The following is a 17166-nucleotide window of genomic DNA, read 5'->3' as shown; positions in this document are numbered from 1 at the left end:
GATGCGAGAGTTGGCGGAGGTCAACAAATGACGAACAGTTTCGGTGCACGCAGCACGTTAGCGGTCGGCGATCAGAGTTACGAGATCTACCGTCTCGACGCCCTGCCGAACACGGCACGATTGCCCTACAGCCTCAAAGTGCTGCTGGAGAACCTGCTGCGCTGCGAAGACGGAACGATGGTCACCGCCGACCATGTGCGGGCTCTGGCCGCGTGGGATCCCGCCGCCGATCACGGTTCGGAGATCCCCTTCACGCCCGCGCGCGTTCTGCTCCAGGACTTCACCGGCGTGCCATGCGTGGTCGACCTCGTCGCCATGCGCGACGCTATGGCCGCGCTGAGCGGCGACCCGCAGAAGATCAACCCGCTGATCCCCTCCGAACTGGTGATCGACCACTCCGTGATAGCGGACGTCTTCGGCACCGCCGACGCCTTCCAGCAGAACGGGCAGTTCGAATTCGAACGCAACCGCGAGCGGTATCAGCTGCTGCGCTGGGGCCAGCACGCGTTCGACGACTTCCTCGTCGTTCCGCCGGACACCGGCATCTGCCACCAGGTCAACCTCGAGTACCTCTCCCGGGTGGTCTTCACGCGACCGACGGATGCTGCGGGGCTGGTTCAGGCGTATCCGGACACGCTCGTCGGCACCGACTCGCACACGCCCATGGTCAACGGACTCGGCGTGCTCGGCTGGGGGGTCGGCGGAATCGAGGCGGAGGCCGCCATGCTCGGCCAGCCGATGAGCATGCTCATTCCGCCGGTGCTCGGGTTCAAACTCAGCGGCGCCCTGCAAGAGGGCGTGACGGCAACCGACCTGGTGCTCACGGTCGCACAGCGGCTGCGCGAGACCGGCGTCGTCGGCACGTTCGTCGAGTTCTACGGGCCGGGAGTCGCCAACATCCCGCTGGCCAACCGTGCGACGCTCGGCAACATGAGCCCGGAATACGGCTCCACCTGCGCGATCTTCCCGATCGACGACGTCACACTCGACTATTTGCGCCTGACCGGCCGGCCCGAACAGCAGATCGCACTCGTCGAGGCGTACGCCAAAGAGCAGGGCCTGTGGCATGACCCGGACAACGAGGCGGAGTACTCGACGACGATCGATTTCGACCTTGCAAGCGTCGAGCCGTCGATCGCCGGACCGAAGCGACCGCAAGATCGCATTCCGCTCAAGAAGGCGCGGCGTGTCATCGGCACGATTCTGAACGAGGGGTCGAAGGCGCCGGAGGAGCTCGCGGGGCTGGATGAAGCATCCGCAGAGTCGTTCCCGGCGAGCGATCCGATCGCATTCGGCCGCATCGACGACCACGCGGCGCCGGTGAATCGCTCAGGCAAGGCGAAGGAGTCGGTCTATCCGTCGCATCCGATCGAGATCACGGTGCCCGGCAGAGGCTCGAGCGTGGTCGACAACGGGCACGTTGTGATTGCGGCGATCACCAGCTGCACGAACACCTCGAACCCGTCTGTGATGATCGGCGCCGGCTTGCTTGCCAAGAAGGCTGTCGAGCGCGGGCTGCAGTCGAAGCCGTGGGTGAAGACGTCGCTCGCACCAGGATCGCGCGTCGTCACGGACTACTTCGACGCGGCGGGGCTCACGCCGTATTTGAACCAGTTGGGCTTCGACCTCGTCGGGTATGGCTGCACGACCTGCATCGGCAACTCGGGTCCCTTGATTCCTCAGGTGAGCCAGGCGGTGACCGACGGCGACCTGAGCGTGAGCGCGGTGCTGAGCGGCAACCGCAACTTCGAGGGCCGCATCCACGCCCAAACCCAGATGAACTTTCTCGCCTCACCGCCTCTGGTCGTCGCCTACGCACTGGCGGGCACGATGAACATCGACCTGCTCACGGACTCGCTGGGCGATGATCCATCCGGCGAACCGGTGTACCTACGAGACATCTGGCCGACCAGCATGGAGATCGAGGCCGTCGTCGGCAAGTCGGTCAAGTCGGAGATGTTCTCGGCCGGCTACGCCAACGTGTTCGAGGGTGACGACAACTGGAAGAACCTGCCGATTCCGGATGCGGACATGTTCGCTTGGGACAACACGTCGACGTATGTGCGGCAGCCACCGTACTTCGAGGGGATGGAGCGGGAACCGGAACCTCTGACGGATATCGTCGGCGCACGCGTTCTTGCACTGCTCGGCGACTCGGTCACGACGGACCACATCTCACCGGCCGGGCAGATCAAGCGGGACTCCCCTGCCGGGCACTACTTGCAGGAGCACGGCGTCGCGCCGCGCGACTTCAACTCCTACGGGTCGCGGCGCGGCAACCACGAGGTGATGATCCGCGGCACGTTCGCGAACATCCGGTTGCGCAACCAGCTGGTTCCGGGGATCGAAGGTGGGTTCACGCGGCACCTGCCTGATGGCGAGCAGACGACGATCTTCGAGGCATCCGAACGCTATCTCGCCGACGGCGTGCCACTCGTCGTGATCGCCGGCAAGGAGTACGGTTCGGGTTCATCGCGCGACTGGGCGGCCAAGGGCACGCTGTTGCTCGGGGTCAAGGCCGTGATCGCGACGTCGTTCGAGCGCATCCACCGGTCGAACCTGATCGGCATGGGCGTGCTGCCGCTGCAATTCCACGCGGGCGACAACGCCGAAACCCTGGGCCTGACCGGCGAAGAGGTGTACTCGGTGATCGGGCTCGAAGGCGTTGACACGATCCCGCACGAGGTGACCGTGCGGGTCGAGCCGGGTGACGGTTCTGCAGCACGTGAATTCCAGGCAACGGTGCGCATCGACACTCCGGCCGAGGCCGCATACTTCCAGAATGGGGGCATCCTGCAGTACGTGCTGCGCCAACTGCTGGCCGCCTGACCCCGGTGGTCGAGGAGCGCACGAGCGCCAGCGAGTACGCGTCTCGAGACCCCACACCGCAACCTCCAAGTCAGAAGATCGTGGCGTGCACGCTCACCGTGCGAACGGGTTCTCCACGACCACCGTGTCGAAACGCTGTCCGGCATTCAGGTCTTCCGTGAGCAGCACGCCACAGCCTGCGCGCTGCGCCGCGCAGACGATTGCTGCGTCGAAGATCGACAGTTCAGCCCTGTCAGCCAAGGCCAGTGCGCTCAGCACGAGGTTGCGGTCAGTGTCGATGACCGGAAAGTCGGCGATGGCCTCGACCGCGTGCCGGGCGTCGACACGGCCCATCCCGAGTTTGCGGGTGCACACTGCATAAAGTTCGATAAGGACTTGTGTGCTCGCAACGATGTCGTGCCGGTGTTCATCGATCACGTGCAGAGCACGGGTTCGCTTCGGTTGCTCTCTCCGGTCGAGCGCGTAGGCGAACACGTTGGTATCGACGAACAGCCTCGAGCCGGTCAATTCTGATCGAGCCCGCGCTGATCGAGCCCGTGTTGATCGAGCCCGTGTTGATCGAGCTCATGCTGCTCAGGCTGATGCTGATCGAACCGCTCAAGGTGCAGTTCCTCACGTGACCAACGCGGGCCTTCGTCGCTGGCGCCCGGATGCGTCCGCGCTAGTGCCAGGAATGCCTCGGCGGCCCGGTCGGTGCCCGCTGTTGTCGCATAGCGACTCAGCTCGTCGCGCAACACTGCATTGACCGAGGTTCCTTGCTCGGCCGCCCGTATGCGAGCACGACGCAGCAACTCGTCGTCAACAGCAATCGTCAGATTCGCCACGGGATCAGTGTAACACGGGATCAGTGTTCCGTTCCCTGTCACAGGTGGTGCGCCAGCTCCTGGCCGCCTGACCGCCGATGTGATCAGTCGGACGCGCAGCGGCCCGAACTGACCGGCGTGCTCGATCCGGCCTGTGCGAGAACGGGCTGCACCTCGGCGAGCGTGAGTGCATAGCCGGTGTCGGCATCCGTCGTCGATCGGGCGAAGACCACTCCGACGACGTGACCATTGGTGTCGAACAGCGGGCCGCCCGAGTTGCCCGGCCGCACCACTCCGCGCAGGGAATAGATTTCACGGGTGACCGTCTGCTGCTGGTAGATGTCGGTGCCGGTCGCGTCGAGCACCTCACGCACCCGTGACGGCCCGGCTGTGTACGGCCCGTTTCCCGGGAATCCGGCTGTGACAGCGGAGGCACCGACCGCGAGCGGGCTGCCCAGCTTTAGCGGTGCGACGTTCAGCCCCGGCACGGCCAACACCGCGACGTCGCGCTGCGGGTCGAACGCCACCAGTGTTGCCGGTAACGACAGGCCGACACCGCGCACCTGCACGGCGACGGTGGTCGCTCCGGCAACCACGTGAGCGTTCGTCACGACACGGTTGTTTGCGACGACCCACCCGCTACCCTCCGATGACGTGTTGCAAGCCGGCTCATTCGCGAGCACGCGCACAACACCCGATGCGGCCGCGTTCACCGCTGCCGGAATCGACGGATCCGGCGGCGCCGCACTCGCGATGGACTCGCCGTGTTGGAAGACCTTGGGCAATCCGGCCTGACCGAGCGCGTCGTCGAGGGCACCGAGTGCCGTGGACGCGGGCACCGGCGAGATCGCGTCCAGTGCCGCGACGATCTTCGACGAGGCGACAACTTGCGTCACAGGGATCAGCGTCGTCGTCTGCAAGAAGCCGGCGACCAACCAAACGACCAGCGCCCAGGTCACCAGCCCGACAGCAGCCCCGCCGACCGCGTCGATGCCGCGCACGGGGCCTTTGTTCAGGCGGCGACGGATCATCCCAGCAAGTGTCGCGGCAACCCCATAGATGACGGATGCGCACACCAGAATGAATACCGAAGCCACGATCGTGCGTTGCACGACAGCGCCCCAGCCGATACCGGCGAGCCAGCCGACCACGGTCGGTGCGAACTGCAGTCCAAGCCAGAGTCCGGCGATCAACCCGACCATGGGCACCGCTGAGAGCACGGCGCCACGGCGCCATCCGTTCGCGATGGAGAACACCGCAGCGATCGCAAGCACGACGTCCACGATCAGTTCCATGACGCTGGTTCCCACAGAGGTCACTTTCGCGCACATTTCCGTGAGTTTCCCCACGACACGCACAGTGAGGCGGGTCACCGGGTCTCGATACGCCAGCGGAAGCAGCGACGGGTGCCAACCCGCGGTTCAAGGCATACGCTGTCGTCATGGTGAATGGCCAGCGAGCATCCGCAAGTCGGGCAGCCGCGGGTGGGTCGGCCTAACCGCGCGCTGCTGGTCGCCTCGATCGGGATCTTTCTCCTGACCGGATGCACAGGCACACACCCGAGTGCAAATGTGCCGCCTACATTTCCATCGGCGACGCGGAGCGCGAATCGCCCGTCGCCTTCCGCCGACTCATCGCCTGCGGGCGTAGCCGGGATTAACACATGGCTCGGCTACCACGCGAACGCTGAGCGCACGGGGGCTGTGGCGGCCGGCGCATCGCTCGCAGCTGCCCGCGTCGCCTGGACGGCTGACCTCGGCGGCGCCGTGTTCGGGCAACCGGTCGTCGCTGACGGCCTGGTCATCGCGGCGACAGAAAGCAACCGCGTCGTCGCCTTGAATGCGCAGAACGGGCAACTTGCCTGGTCAGCTTCACTCGGCGCGCCGCTCACGAACGTCGCGTCGGTCGCCGGATGCGGAAACATCGATCCTCTGGGTATCACAAGCACTCCGGTGATCGACCCCGCGACCGGCACAGTGTACGTCGTTGGCGAGATCGCCGACGCGAACGGGGGCGTGCACCATCAGTTGGAGGGGTTGAGCGTCACGACTGGCGCGGTGACGCTCTCCGAGAACGTCGACCCTCCGCTGCCCGCCGGCGAGCCGGCGGTCAATCTGCTGCAGCGCGCGGGGCTCGCGCTTGCGAACGGGCGAGTCTACATCGGCTACGGGGGCAACTACGGTGACTGCGGTCAGTACCACGGCTGGCTGGTCGGCGTCGAGGCCGCGGGTCCGCCGCAGCTGGTGTCATTCGAGGTGGCGTCCGACGGCGAAGGCGGCGCGATCTGGCAGTCCGGAGGAGCACCGGCGATCGACGCGAACGGCAACCTCTACGTCAGCACGGGCAACGCCAACCCCGACCCGCCCGAGGGCGGCCCCGACCAGAAGTCCTACACCGAAAGCGTGGTGAAACTCTCGCCGGCGCTCGTTCCCCTGGCCGCGTTCAAGGACACGGTCGCGGGCGGCGACGAAGACCTGAGCACCGGCAACCCGGTACTCCTGCCCGGTGGTGCCGTGTTCTCCGTCGGCAAGACCGATATCGGTTACGTGCTCAACGGTGCCAGCCTCACGCGCGCCGCCTCGATTCCGGATGTCTGCGGCAGCGACCCCGACGGCGGCCCCGCCTACGATGCGGTCACCAACCGCATCTTCGTCCCCTGTCGCGACGGAGGCATCCAGGTCGTGAATCTGTCCACCGATACGCTCGGTCCGCGTTTGCAAGGAGCCAACAGTGCGCCGATCCTGATCGGTTCGCAGTTGTGGGCAGCACAGTACCCCGACGGCACCGTCACCGAGTTCAACACGGCGACGGGCGCCCAGATGCAGGTGATATCCGCCAGCACCTCGATCCCGAACTTTGCCAGCCCGAGTACGGCACTCGGCCTGCTGCTGATCGGCACGGACACGGGTGTCACAGCGTTCACGGGAACCGGGTGACCCTCCTGCGCCGGGCGGGCGGTCATCCGGCGCGCAGATAGCCGGACTGAAAGCGCACCAACGGCGATCGCACGGCCGATTCCTGCGCAGTTGGCTCAGTCCGGCCCATCGCCACGACTTCACCGACGAACAGGATGTGCGTGGCCACCTCGTGCATTGCAATCGTGCGCAACTCGAACCAGCCGAGCGCGCCCGCGATGAGCGGCGGCGCGGCATCCGCTCGTCGAAAATGCGGGATCTGCGACAGCAGGCTGTCCAGCGGGCGGCCTGGCTCGCTGAGCACGTCGGCGACGGCTCTCTGTTCTGACGACAGGATGCTCAAAGCCCACCGGTCCGCACCCTCGAGCGCCTCGGCCATTCGGGAAAGCCCGTAGAGGCTGACGACCATGGTCGGCGGATCGTAAGAAATGGACAGGTAGTCGGTGACGGTGGCCGCGTTATCCCAACCGCGATGCACGGCGGAAACGATCGCTGTTCCCTTGGCGACGAGGGTGCTCAGCTGCTTGTACGCATCCTGATCGGCCTGCTTCGCACCCGCCGTCGCGCCCGTCTGGGCAAGAACGTGTTCGGTCCACTTCGGCGCGTCCGACTGCATGCTGCCACACTACCGAGCCGCCGGTGCGGCCACGCTGGCTGAATCCAGTGCCGACCCCGGTTCATAGTGCGCGAAACGTCGGAATCATCGCGGAATCCAGCACTTCGCGCACTATGAATGAGGCGATCCGGGGCCGCGCGTGAAAGCGCGCCGTTTGCCACAGCGGCCCTGACGGTGCAGGGTGAAGGCAGGCCCGGAATCGGCAGAAAGGTCGAAAATCGCATGAAGTTGACGATCCTCGGCGGAGGCGGGTTTCGCACGCCCATCGTCTACCACGCGCTCCTGCGCGACACGGGCGCGCCGCGCATCACCGAGGTGGCGTTGCTCGACGTCGACGCCGCCAGGCTCGAAAGCATCAGCCGCGTTCTGCGCGAGCAGGCGCGGGGGTTTCCGGATGCCCCGACGCTGACCACGACGACGGATGCGCGCACCGCGATCGCCGGTGCCGATTTCGTCTTCGCGGCGATCCGGGTCGGCGGCCTGGCGGGCCGTCGCGCCGACGAGCACGTGGCGCTGAGCCTGGGAGTGCTCGGGCAGGAGACCACGGGGCCGGGTGGCATCGCCTACGCGCTGCGCACGGTGCCGGTGATGCTCGATTACGCGCGACTCATTGCAGAACTCGCCCCGGATGCCTACCTGCTCAACTTCACGAATCCGGCCGGCATCATCACCGAGGCCCTGCAGGCCGTGCTCGGCGACCGGGTGCTCGGCATCTGCGACACACCGTCAGGCCTGGGTAGGCGGCTTGCCGCACTCCTCGGGCCCAGGTTTGGCGACGACATCGACCCCGGGCACCTGCAGTTCGACTACATCGGACTCAATCATCTCGGCTGGATGCGCCGCGTTCTGTACGACGGGCGCGACCTCCTGCCAAACCTCCTCGCCGACGACAACCTGCTCGGCACGTTGGAAGAGTCGCAGGTCTTCGGCCGCGATTGGATCCGTGCACTCGGAGCGATCCCGAACGAATACCTGTATTACTACTATTTCAACCGGGAGGCCGTCGCTAACGTGCTCGCCTCGCCCTTGACCCGCGGCGACTTCCTCGAGCAGACTCAGGGGGCGTTCTTCCGCGAACTGTCGGCTGCGCCGCTGTTGGGCACACCACTGTCGGGCACTCAGAACGACCCGGTCGCGCTCTGGCGCGCAGCCGTCAGAGAGCGTGACGCCAGTTACATGGCCGAGGCGAAGGGCGGCGTGCAAGGCCACCCGAAAGCCGAGCGCGAACTCGAGCTCGATCCGGCGCAGCAGGGATATGCGGGCGTAGCACTGGCGGTGATGCGTGCGATCAGTCGCAACGAGCCGACCACGATGATCCTCAACGTGCGCAACGCCGGCACGATCGCCGGCCTGCCCGATGATGCAGTGGTCGAGGTTCCAACCCTGGTCGATGCGGACGGCGTGCACCCGCTGAACACGCCCGCCCCCGACCTCGGGCAGCTCGGTCTGATGCAGCGGGTGAAGGCGGTCGAACGGCACGCGATTGCAGCGGCGACCACCGGGAATGCGAGCGAGGCGCTGAAGGCGTTCTCGCTGCATCCGCTCGTCGATTCCGTTACCGTCGGCAAGCAGTTACTCGCCGGGTATCGCGAGGCGATTCCGGCAATCGACGGCTTGTTCAAGCGCCCGTAGTCGAACGCGCCCGGCCGAACTCTCTCACGAGCAGAATTGACGCTTGCGTAATTGCGCAAGCGTGCTTATATTGAATTCGGCACACTGCTCCAAGCAGCGCCTGGCCATCTCGGTCCGGCCCCATCAACGCACGCGCCACAGGGAAGGGAGGGCTCTCATGGACGACGACGGCCATAAACCTCCCTTACGCACCCCGACCTCACTCACCCGCCTCCGGTAACACTCCCCCCGCTGGCTGCGGATGCCCTCGGCGGTGCCGTTCGGCGCGCCCGCGTCCGCGGGCGGTCGCCGATGCGCACGACCCGACGTATCCGATCGGATGCGCACGACCCTTTGTCGAACTTCGATCCCCGCTGCCTGGGCGGGGAGGAAGCGGTCTGCCATGACCCTGAACACAAACACTCAGCCCATTCCCCGCCCGTCAGCCGTGCTGGACTCCGCACACCTGGGCAACATCGAGGGCGCCCTCGGCACCATCCGAGTCGGCGACACGGCACCTCGCACAAAACTTTCGGCCAAACTGCGCACCCTGGTGGCCATTGTCGGGCCCGGCCTGATCGTGATGGTCGGCGACAATGACGCGGGCGCGTTCGGCACCTACACGCAGGCTGGCCAGAACTACGGAACGACCCTGCTGTGGACGCTACTGCTGCTCGTTCCGGTGCTGTACGTCAACCAGGAGATGGTGCTGCGGCTTGGCGCGGTAGCGGGCGTCGGCCACGCCCGCCTGATCCTGGAACGTTTCGGCAAGTTCTGGGGCGCATTCAGCGTGATCGACCTGTTCATCCTGAACGCGCTGACGATTGTCACGGAATTCATCGGCATCAGCATCGGCCTGAGTTATCTCGGCATCCCCCAGCTGCCCGGGATCATCGTCGCCGCCGCGATCGTGATCGGCGCGGTGAGCACCGGGTCGTTCCGCCGGTTCGAGCGACTGTGCCTCGTGCTGGTGGCCGGGTCGCTGCTGCTGATTCCGGTCGTGATCATGGTGCACCCGCCGATCGGCCAGATCGTACGCGACTTCGTGATCCCCGGGATGCCGGCAGGCGCCGAACTGTCCACCGTGATGCTGCTGATCATCGGAATCGTCGGCACGACCGTGGCACCGTGGCAACTGTTCTTCCAGCAGTCCTACGTGATCGACAAGCGGATCACCCCGCGGTTCATGGGTTACGAGAAGGTCGATCTCTGGATCGGCATAGTGTTGGTGGTGATCGGTGGTGGGGCGCTGATGGCGCTGACGGCGGCGACGTTCGCCGGACATCCGGAGTTCGGAAACTTCACCGACGCAGGAGGCGTCGCCGCAGGATTGGGCACGTATGTCAGCCAGGCCGCCGGCATCCTGTTCGCGCTTGCGTTGATCGACGCGTCGATCATCGGAGCTGCGGCAGTGGGACTGTCCACCTCCTACGCCATCGGTGACGTGCTCGGCCTGAAGCACTCGCTGCACCGCAAGATCTCCGAAGCAAAAGGCTTTTACGCGATGTTCGCCGGGCTGCTTGTGCTCTCGGCAGTAATCGTGCTGATCCCCGGCAGCCCGCTGGGATTGCTGACCGTCGGGGTGCAGGTGCTCGCGGGGGTGCTGCTGCCGTCTGCGACCGTATTCCTGTTGCTGCTGTGCAATGACCGGGCGGTACTCGGCCCCTGGGTCAATGGCCGCGCGCTAAACCTGTTCACGTCCGCTGTGATCGCCGTGCTCGTGCTGCTGTCGATCGTGTTGACCGGCAGCGTGCTCTTCCCGAGCATCACCGGTGCGACGATCCTGCAAATCCTCCTCGGCGGAGCGCTCGTCGCGATCCTGACCGGCGTCGCCTTCGCCGTCTATCGGGTGCGGCATCCGACCGCGCGTGAGCCGATCGACCGCAGTCAGCGGGAGAACTGGCGGATGCCGCCCCTCGCGTTGCTCGCAGCACCGAAACTGTCGACCGGGCGCCGTCTCGGCCTGAGCGTGCTGCGCGCGTACCTGCTGCTCGCGATGGTGCTCGTGATTGTGCGAATCGTGCAGCTCGCACTGGGCCACTGACCTTGCACAGAGCAGCTGACCGCGCGCAGCACGACAATTGAATCAGCTTCTGACGACGACTCAGCAAGGAGCCATCATGACCACTACCTCCCCCGGAACGCCCGCCGGCACGGGCGCGACTCGCATCATCTACCTGTCAACGCTGCTGAAGCATGCGGTGATCGACGCCCATGGGCAAGGCATCGGCCGCCTCGCCGACGTCATCGTTCGGCTGCAACCCAGCGGTTACCCCACTCTGACCGGCCTTGTCGTGCGCGTCGGCTCGAACACGGTCTTCGTCTCCATGGCCGACGTCATCGAGATCGATGCAGACAGGATCGAATTGCGAACCGCGCGGCTCGACCTGCGCCTGTTCGAGCGCCGCAGTGGAGAGGTGCTGCTGAAGCAAGACGCTTTGGGGCACCGGTTGATCGATGTCGACCGCGCATCTCTCGTGCATGCGTACGACGTCGTGCTCCGCCCGAGCGCGACCGGATGGCTGGCGACCGGCTTCGATGTGCACCGGGCAGGTCGCATCCGCCGCGCCGACCCGACCAGGCGCGACGTTCGCGACTGGGGTTCGTTCGAGCCGCTGATCGGCCACGAAGCGTCTGGCCGGGTGCGTTCCGGGTTCGGCCGCCTTCGCACGCTGCGGCCTGCCCAGATCGCCGACCTGATCGAAGAGGGCTCCCCCGAGGAACGCGACGATCTCCTCGATCATCTGCAGCAGGATCCGGAATTGGAAGCGGATGTCTTCGAAGAATTGGAAGACGACCGCCAGACCCAACTCCTCAAGTCACGCAATGTCGACGACATCGTGCGCATCGTCTCCCTTATGCGTGCCGATGATGCCGCCGATGCCATCGGCGATCTCCCCCAAGAGCTGCGTCAGCGGGTGTTGGAGATGCTCGATGAGCCGCAGCATTCAGCTGTGCTGCGGCTGATGCGCTATCAGGACGCGACTGCAGGCGGGCTCATGGGGCTGGACTTTGTGGCTGTCGACGAATCCAGCACCGTCGGGGCGGCGCTCGAGCGCGTGGCGAATGCGTCCGCTCAACAGCCGGAGGCGCTGACGACCATCTTCAGCGTCGATGACCGGGGCCGCCTGCGCGGCGCACTCGGAGTCGTCAGTGCCTTGCAAGCTGACAGGCTCGCGCCGCTGCGCGAAGTGACGGCCCCGAACCCGGTGCACGCCAGCGCAGCGGACGACGTGATCGATGTCACGACGCAGATGGCTGATTTCAACCTGTTCACGCTGCCCGTGCTTGACGATGACGGCCGCATCCTCGGGGTGATCACCGTCGACGACGCGTTAGAGGCCGCGATTCCGGATGACTGGCGTCGCCGCGAGCGGCGACCGCACCCGGCCGGTCATCTCGAAGCCGGCCTCGATCAGACGCCGGCAACAGATCAAACGCCGGCAACAGGGGAAAGCGGGGCAGGCAGCGAATCGTAGATCGCACCCCACTCCGCTTCGTAGCGGGCCGGGCTGACCAAACCGGCCCGACGTCTGTCGTCGAGTGCGGCGAAGCGCTCCAGAGTGGCCTCGATCAACTCAACGTCGCCCGCCGCGCGCCAATCGCCGGCCGCGAGGGTGACGACGGCCGCGAGGCGGCGCATCCGCTCTGCGAATGGGCGAATGAGCACAGCGCCGGCCGCGAAGCCCGCCGCATACAGTGCGCCGCCTGCACCGAGTTCGACCCCTGCAGGCACAGTCGGGCCGAGCGCGACCATGAGCATCATGCCCACGATGACACCGACGATCGGCCACTCATGCACGGCATGAAACAGTCTGCGCTGCGCGCTGGTGGTGCCCGGCGGATACACGGTCAACCGCACCTCGCACCACAGACCGCGAGAGGCCGGCGAACGATCAACGACACCCCAGAGCTGACGCCCCTCAGTCAGCCTTCTGAACAACGAACGCATGAACATAGGATGCGCCGCGCCGCTTGACTCTGGCGCAATGTTTACGCAGTCCATACGCCTGGCGCACAAAAACTAACGGTTCTTCGATCGCGTCATGCGCCGATACATCCACCACGCGCCGAGCGCGAACCCGCCGCCGATCAAAATCAGCGGAAGCACGATGAAAAACTGGAACACGGCTTGAGCGTAGCCGATCAAGATGCGCGCGTTAACGTGCACGTCACCTCCACTTAAGGCGACCCCTGCGCTAGCATGACCGCAGGTAGCCAGCAGAATGGCATCCAACAGTCCGTAACAGCGCGGACGGCCCCGACGTTGGCCCACGGAGGAACAATGTTCAAAACTCGAAGGGCCATCGCGGTCCTGTCTGTGGCCACGGCCGCCGCGTTGGTGTTGAGCGCATGCGGTTCAGGTTCCGGTAGCTCCAGCACCACCAGCGGCCCGGCTGTCAACCCTGCAACCGCGACCAGTGCAGCCGATTTCGGCGGCATGGCCCAACTGGTGGCCGCAGCGAAGAAGGAGGGCACGCTCAACGTGATCGCCCTGCCGGACTCCTGGGCAAACTACGGAAAGATCATCGCCGCCTTCAAATCGAAGTACGGACTGACCGTCAATTCGGCAAACCCCAACGGGTCGAGCGCCGACGAAATCAAGGCCGCTGACGACAACAAGGGGCAGGACACCGCCCCTGACGTTTTCGACCTCGGGGCCGCTGTCGCGCTGGCGAGCACCGCCAAATTCGCGCCGTACAAGGTGGCGAACTGGAAGGACATTCCCGCGGCGAACAAGGAAGCCACCGGGCTGTGGGTCAACGACTACACCGGCAGCATGTCAATCGGTTACAACTCCGCCAAGTATCCGAGGCCCACGAGCCTCGATGACCTGCTGAAGCCGGCATTCAAGGGTGGCGTCGCCCTCAACGGCGACCCGACTCAGGCTGGTGCGGCATTCGCCGGCGTGGCCTTGGCCACCGTGCAGAGCGGCGGAACGCTCGACAATTTCCAGCCGGGCATCGACTTCTTCAACAAGCTCAACAAGGCGGGCAACTTCCTCACGGTCGACCCGACTCCGGCAACCATCGCATCCGGCGAGACCGGCGTTGTCTTCGACTGGAGCTACAACAACCTTGCTGCTGCGGCGACCGTGCCTGGCTGGAAGGTGACGACCCTCCCGGGCACCGCCTACATCAGCTATTACAACCAGGCGATCAACAAGGACGCACCGCACCCGGCTGCTGCGCGACTGTGGCAGGAGTTCATCTTCAGCCCGACGGCGCAGAACCTGTTCCTCGCAGCGGGTGCCTACCCGGTCACGATCGACGCGATGACCTCAGCAGGCACGGTCGACAAGACCGCGCTGGACTCGGTTGGGGCTCTGCCGAAGAACCGGGTCTCGGCAACGACTGACCAGACCAACGCAGCGAACGCGCTCTTGTCAAAGAACTGGGCAGCCGCAATCGGCCAGTAACGCCAATTGCGCCAGTAACATACGAACATGACAGTCGCTGCTGCGCCAGCCAGCGACAGTGGTGGCGCCGGGGCCTCGTCCCGGCGCCACCGCCCCGCTGGTTCTACTGGTCCCACTGGGTCCGGTGATCCCGCATCTGGTGGTCCTGCTGGTTCCGCTGGTTCCGCGCCCGTTCGCCGAGCGAAGCGCGGATGGTCGTTCCTCGGGTTGACCCCGTTCGCCGCCTATGTGATTCTCTTTCTCGCCCTGCCCACGATCCTCGCTCTTGCAACTGGGTTCTTCGACAATGCGGGCAAATTCACACTCGACAACATCGCCGCGCTCTTCAACCCCGTCATCCTGAACACGTTCATCGCATCGTTCTGGGTTTCGGCGTTGACCGCTGTGATCGGCGCCATCGTCGGTGCGCTCATTTGCTACGCTCTGCTCGGCACACGACCCGACGGGCGACTGCGACTGATGATCGAATCCGCGTCGAGCGTGCTCGCCCAATTCGGTGGTGTCATGCTCGCGTTCGCGTTCATCGCGACGATCGGCGTGCAGGGCCTGGTCACGGTCTGGCTGGAGTCAACATTCCACTTCAACATGTACGCCAACGGCGTGTGGCTCTATACGGTGCCCGGCCTGATCCTGCCGTACATCTACTTTCAGGTGCCTCTGATGGTGATCACCTTCCTGCCTGCACTCGAGGGGCTCAAGCCGCAGTGGGCAGAGGCGAATGCAACGCTCGGCGGCAGCAGGCTCACCTACTGGGTGCGCATCGCGGCGCCGGTTCTCGCGCCGGCGTTCTTCGGCAGCCTTCTCCTGCTGTTCGCAAACGCGTTCTCTGCCTACGCGACCGCCGCCGCACTGATCAGCCAGGGATCGCAGATCGTGCCGCTGCAGATCCGCGCGGCGCTGGTCAGTGAGACCATCCTGGGCCGCTCGAATATGGCAGGGGCACTCGCGCTCGGAATGATCATCGTCATGGTGATCGTGATGACCGCATATTCCTTCCTGCAGTCGCGCACGACGAGGTGGCAGCGATGAGCGCCAGGCCGGCACGCATCGGACGGGCCCGTGTCGGCACGGCACGCGTCGGCGGCGCGCCGAGCAAGGCCACGCGAGGCATCATCCTCGGCGTCATCGGCGCGATCTTCGCGATCCCGATCGCCTCGATGCTCGAATTCACGCTTCGGAACGGGCTGCAAGGCGGCTACACCCTGTCGCACTGGATCGGACTGTTCAACCCGGCCAACGAAGCTCAGTACGACGTGCTGTACACGGGCCTGATCAATTCGCTGGTGCTGGCAGTCGTGACGGTCGCGATCGTCTTGTGCGTCCTCCTGCCGACCATGGTGCTCGTGCAATTGCGCTTCCCCGCACTGCGGCGCGTTCTCGAGTTCATCTGCATCATCCCGATCACCGTTCCGGCGATCGTACTGGTGGTCGGCCTCGCCCCGATCTACTCGGTCGTGGCGCAGATCTTCGGCAGTTCGGTCTGGACGCTGGCCTTCGCTTATGGGATCACGGTGCTGCCTTACGCGTACCGCACGATCCAATCGAACTTGGGCGCCGTCGACGTCAACACGCTGAGCGAGGCGGCGCGCTCGCTGGGTGCGAACTGGGGAGTGGTGTTCTGGCGCGTTCTCATCCCCAATCTGCGCCGCGGCATCCTGGCAGCGTCGTTCATCTCGGTCGCCGTCGTGCTTGGCGAATTCACCATCGCATCGCTGCTGAGCAGGCAGAACCTGCAGACCGCGATCCTGCTGATGTCACAGACCGACCCATACGTCGCCGTGATCTTCGCGCTGCTCGCACTCATATTCGTTTTCGTGCTCCTGGTCGTCATCGGCGGCGTTGGTGCTGCAGGCCACCGCGGCCGCAAGAAGAAGGGGGCCCGTTCGTGAGCTCAACCGCTGGTGTCGCCGTCAACCTGAGTCAGATCACCAAGTCATATTCCGGCCAACGAGCCCTCGACGACCTCTCCCTCTCCGTGGAGCCGGGTGAGTTCGTGGCCCTTCTCGGGCCGAGCGGATGCGGTAAGACCACTGCATTACGCGCCGTCGCCGGCCTTGAAACAATCGACTCCGGAACAATCTCGATCAACGGCGAGGACGTCACCGACGAGCCGACCAATAAGCGCGACATGGGAATGGTGTTCCAGTCATACTCGCTGTTCCCGCACCTGACCGCGGGCGAGAACGTCGCATTCGGCTTGCGGATGCGCAAGGTCAACACCGCTGAACGCAAGCGACGGTCAGCGGCAGCGTTGGACATGGTGGGGCTCGACCGGCACCTGGACCGCTACGCCCACGAGTTGAGCGGCGGGCAGCAGCAGCGCGTCGCGCTGGCGCGCGCTCTTGTCACCGAGCCGCGGGTTCTCCTGCTCGACGAGCCGCTCTCAGCGCTCGACGCGAAGGTACGTGTGCAGCTGCGCGAGGAGATCCGGCACATCCAGACCGATCTGGGCATCACGACTCTGTTTGTCACCCACGACCAGGAAGAGGCACTTGCGGTCGCCGATCGCGTCGCCGTCATGCAGGCCGGCAACATCGAGCAGATCGGAACACCGGAAGACCTCTACCGCAATCCGGCGACCCCGTTCGTCGCCGAGTTCATCGGCCTCAGCAACCGCCTCCCCGGGGTGGTCACCGATGGGGTTGTCGAGGTGCTCGGCTACCGGCTTCCGTTGATCCATCCGGAGACCGCGAACGGCGCTGTGATGGTTCTGTTGCGCCCGGAGGACGTCGAATTTGCGGCAGAAGGCATCCCTGCAACCGTCTTGTCGTCGAGCTTCCTCGGGTCTCTACGGCGCACAACCGTGCGACTGAGCGACAACGCCCTCGTCAACGTGCAGCACGAGGTGCGGCATGCACTCGAACCGGGCTCGACCGTGCATCTCACGTTGAATGGGATGCCGGTTTCCGTGCGAACGCCGTAGGCGCTGCGTCACGCCTGGCGCTGCGTTATCCGGCCGAACAATTGACTTGC

Annotated in this window: 15 protein-coding genes; 9 read left to right on the top strand and 6 right to left on the bottom strand. The window is 65.3% G+C overall.

Annotated elements, in window-relative coordinates:
• The first annotated feature begins 27 nt into the window (after positions 1-27).
• Positions 28-2829 carry an aconitate hydratase gene (gene acnA / locus QU604_RS02710; RefSeq protein ID WP_308467264.1) on the top strand — a complete coding sequence of 934 codons (2802 nt, stop codon included), beginning with the start codon at positions 28-30 and terminating at the stop codon, positions 2827-2829.
• A 93-nt stretch (positions 2830-2922) separates the two neighbouring features.
• Here acnA and QU604_RS02705 read toward each other — a convergent pair whose 3' ends face one another.
• The 3 genes from QU604_RS02705 to QU604_RS02695 form a co-directional block, all read right to left on the bottom strand.
• Positions 2923-3336: a PIN domain-containing protein gene (locus tag QU604_RS02705; RefSeq protein WP_308467263.1), complete on the bottom strand. Its 414-nt coding sequence runs from the start codon at positions 3334-3336 to the stop codon at positions 2923-2925.
• Positions 3333-3653 carry a hypothetical protein gene (locus QU604_RS02700; protein ID WP_308467262.1) on the bottom strand — a complete coding sequence of 107 codons (321 nt, stop codon included), beginning with the start codon at positions 3651-3653 and terminating at the stop codon, positions 3333-3335. Before QU604_RS02700 ends, QU604_RS02705 begins: the two co-directional genes overlap by 4 nt.
• An 83-nt stretch (positions 3654-3736) precedes the next feature.
• Positions 3737-4951, bottom strand: a complete 1215-nt coding sequence (locus QU604_RS02695) for a MarP family serine protease (protein WP_308467261.1) — start codon at positions 4949-4951, stop codon at positions 3737-3739.
• A 129-nt stretch (positions 4952-5080) separates the two neighbouring features.
• Between QU604_RS02695 and QU604_RS02690 the strand changes: the two genes are divergently transcribed.
• Positions 5081-6568, top strand: a complete 1488-nt coding sequence (locus QU604_RS02690) for an outer membrane protein assembly factor BamB family protein (protein WP_308467260.1) — start codon at positions 5081-5083, stop codon at positions 6566-6568.
• A gap of 22 nt (positions 6569-6590) precedes the next feature.
• Here the strand turns inward: QU604_RS02690 and QU604_RS02685 are convergent, their stop codons facing one another.
• Positions 6591-7163: a flavin reductase family protein gene (locus QU604_RS02685; RefSeq protein ID WP_308467259.1), complete on the bottom strand. Its 573-nt coding sequence runs from the start codon at positions 7161-7163 to the stop codon at positions 6591-6593.
• A gap of 222 nt (positions 7164-7385) precedes the next feature.
• Between QU604_RS02685 and QU604_RS02680 the strand changes: the two genes are divergently transcribed.
• The 3 genes from QU604_RS02680 to QU604_RS02670 all read left to right on the top strand — a co-directional run bounded on the left by QU604_RS02680 (position 7386) and on the right by QU604_RS02670 (position 12253).
• Complete coding sequence (locus QU604_RS02680; RefSeq protein ID WP_308467258.1) at positions 7386-8795, top strand: 6-phospho-beta-glucosidase; 1410 nt, start codon at positions 7386-7388, stop codon at positions 8793-8795.
• 382 nt (positions 8796-9177) lie between these two features.
• Complete coding sequence (locus QU604_RS02675; RefSeq protein ID WP_308467257.1) at positions 9178-10818, top strand: Nramp family divalent metal transporter; 1641 nt, start codon at positions 9178-9180, stop codon at positions 10816-10818.
• Between the two features lie 76 nt (positions 10819-10894).
• The gene (locus QU604_RS02670) at positions 10895-12253 is read left to right on the top strand and encodes a magnesium transporter MgtE N-terminal domain-containing protein (RefSeq protein WP_308467256.1); all 1359 of its coding nucleotides are present in this window, start codon (positions 10895-10897) and stop codon (positions 12251-12253) included.
• Here the strand turns inward: QU604_RS02670 and QU604_RS02665 are convergent.
• Together QU604_RS02665 and QU604_RS02660 are read right to left on the bottom strand one after the other, a co-directional pair.
• Entirely contained in the window at positions 12208-12726 is a 519-nt protein-coding gene (locus tag QU604_RS02665; protein WP_308467255.1) for a DUF6611 family protein, read from the bottom strand. The genes QU604_RS02670 and QU604_RS02665 overlap by 46 nt on opposite strands.
• A 72-nt stretch (positions 12727-12798) precedes the next feature.
• Positions 12799-12945, bottom strand: a complete 147-nt coding sequence (locus QU604_RS02660) for a hypothetical protein (protein WP_308467254.1) — start codon at positions 12943-12945, stop codon at positions 12799-12801.
• Between the two features lie 114 nt (positions 12946-13059).
• On the opposite strand from QU604_RS02660, the gene QU604_RS02655 reads away from it, so the two are divergent.
• Genes QU604_RS02655 through QU604_RS02640 form a run of 4 tightly spaced genes read left to right on the top strand, consistent with a single transcriptional unit; the run spans position 13060 to position 17116 of the window.
• Positions 13060-14193 (top strand): ABC transporter substrate-binding protein, encoded by a 1134-nt coding sequence (locus QU604_RS02655; protein ID WP_308467253.1) that lies wholly within the window; start codon positions 13060-13062, stop codon positions 14191-14193.
• Between the two features lie 27 nt (positions 14194-14220).
• Complete coding sequence (locus tag QU604_RS02650; protein ID WP_308467252.1) at positions 14221-15222, top strand: ABC transporter permease; 1002 nt, start codon at positions 14221-14223, stop codon at positions 15220-15222.
• A complete protein-coding gene (locus QU604_RS02645; protein WP_308467251.1) occupies positions 15219-16082 on the top strand; it encodes an ABC transporter permease in 864 nt (287 codons plus the stop codon). The genes QU604_RS02650 and QU604_RS02645 overlap by 4 nt, the downstream gene beginning before the upstream one ends.
• Positions 16079-17116 carry an ABC transporter ATP-binding protein gene (locus QU604_RS02640; protein WP_409349992.1) on the top strand — a complete coding sequence of 346 codons (1038 nt, stop codon included), beginning with the start codon at positions 16079-16081 and terminating at the stop codon, positions 17114-17116. The genes QU604_RS02645 and QU604_RS02640 overlap by 4 nt, the downstream gene beginning before the upstream one ends.
• Positions 17117-17166 lie beyond the last annotated feature (50 nt).

The sequence above is a fragment of the Rathayibacter sp. SW19 genome, assembly GCF_030866825.1.
Taxonomy (GTDB): domain Bacteria; phylum Actinomycetota; class Actinomycetes; order Actinomycetales; family Microbacteriaceae; genus Rathayibacter_A; species Rathayibacter_A soli.
This window is presented reverse-complemented; position numbering and strand designations above follow the sequence as displayed.

Excerpts from the sequence above, each read along its gene's own strand:
- acnA (WP_308467264.1), top strand. The coding sequence starts at position 28 with ATGACGAACAGTTTCGGTGCACGCAGCACGTTAGCGGTCGGCGATCAG.
- QU604_RS02690 (WP_308467260.1), top strand. The coding sequence starts at position 5,081 with ATGGCCAGCGAGCATCCGCAAGTCGGGCAGCCGCGGGTGGGTCGGCCT.
- QU604_RS02685 (WP_308467259.1), bottom strand. The coding sequence starts at position 7,163 with ATGCAGTCGGACGCGCCGAAGTGGACCGAACACGTTCTTGCCCAGACG.
- QU604_RS02680 (WP_308467258.1), top strand. The coding sequence starts at position 7,386 with ATGAAGTTGACGATCCTCGGCGGAGGCGGGTTTCGCACGCCCATCGTC.
- QU604_RS02675 (WP_308467257.1), top strand. The coding sequence starts at position 9,178 with ATGACCCTGAACACAAACACTCAGCCCATTCCCCGCCCGTCAGCCGTG.
- QU604_RS02670 (WP_308467256.1), top strand. The coding sequence starts at position 10,895 with ATGACCACTACCTCCCCCGGAACGCCCGCCGGCACGGGCGCGACTCGC.
- QU604_RS02665 (WP_308467255.1), bottom strand. The coding sequence starts at position 12,726 with ATGCGTTCGTTGTTCAGAAGGCTGACTGAGGGGCGTCAGCTCTGGGGT.
- QU604_RS02655 (WP_308467253.1), top strand. The coding sequence starts at position 13,060 with ATGTTCAAAACTCGAAGGGCCATCGCGGTCCTGTCTGTGGCCACGGCC.
- QU604_RS02650 (WP_308467252.1), top strand. The coding sequence starts at position 14,221 with ATGACAGTCGCTGCTGCGCCAGCCAGCGACAGTGGTGGCGCCGGGGCC.
- QU604_RS02645 (WP_308467251.1), top strand. The coding sequence starts at position 15,219 with ATGAGCGCCAGGCCGGCACGCATCGGACGGGCCCGTGTCGGCACGGCA.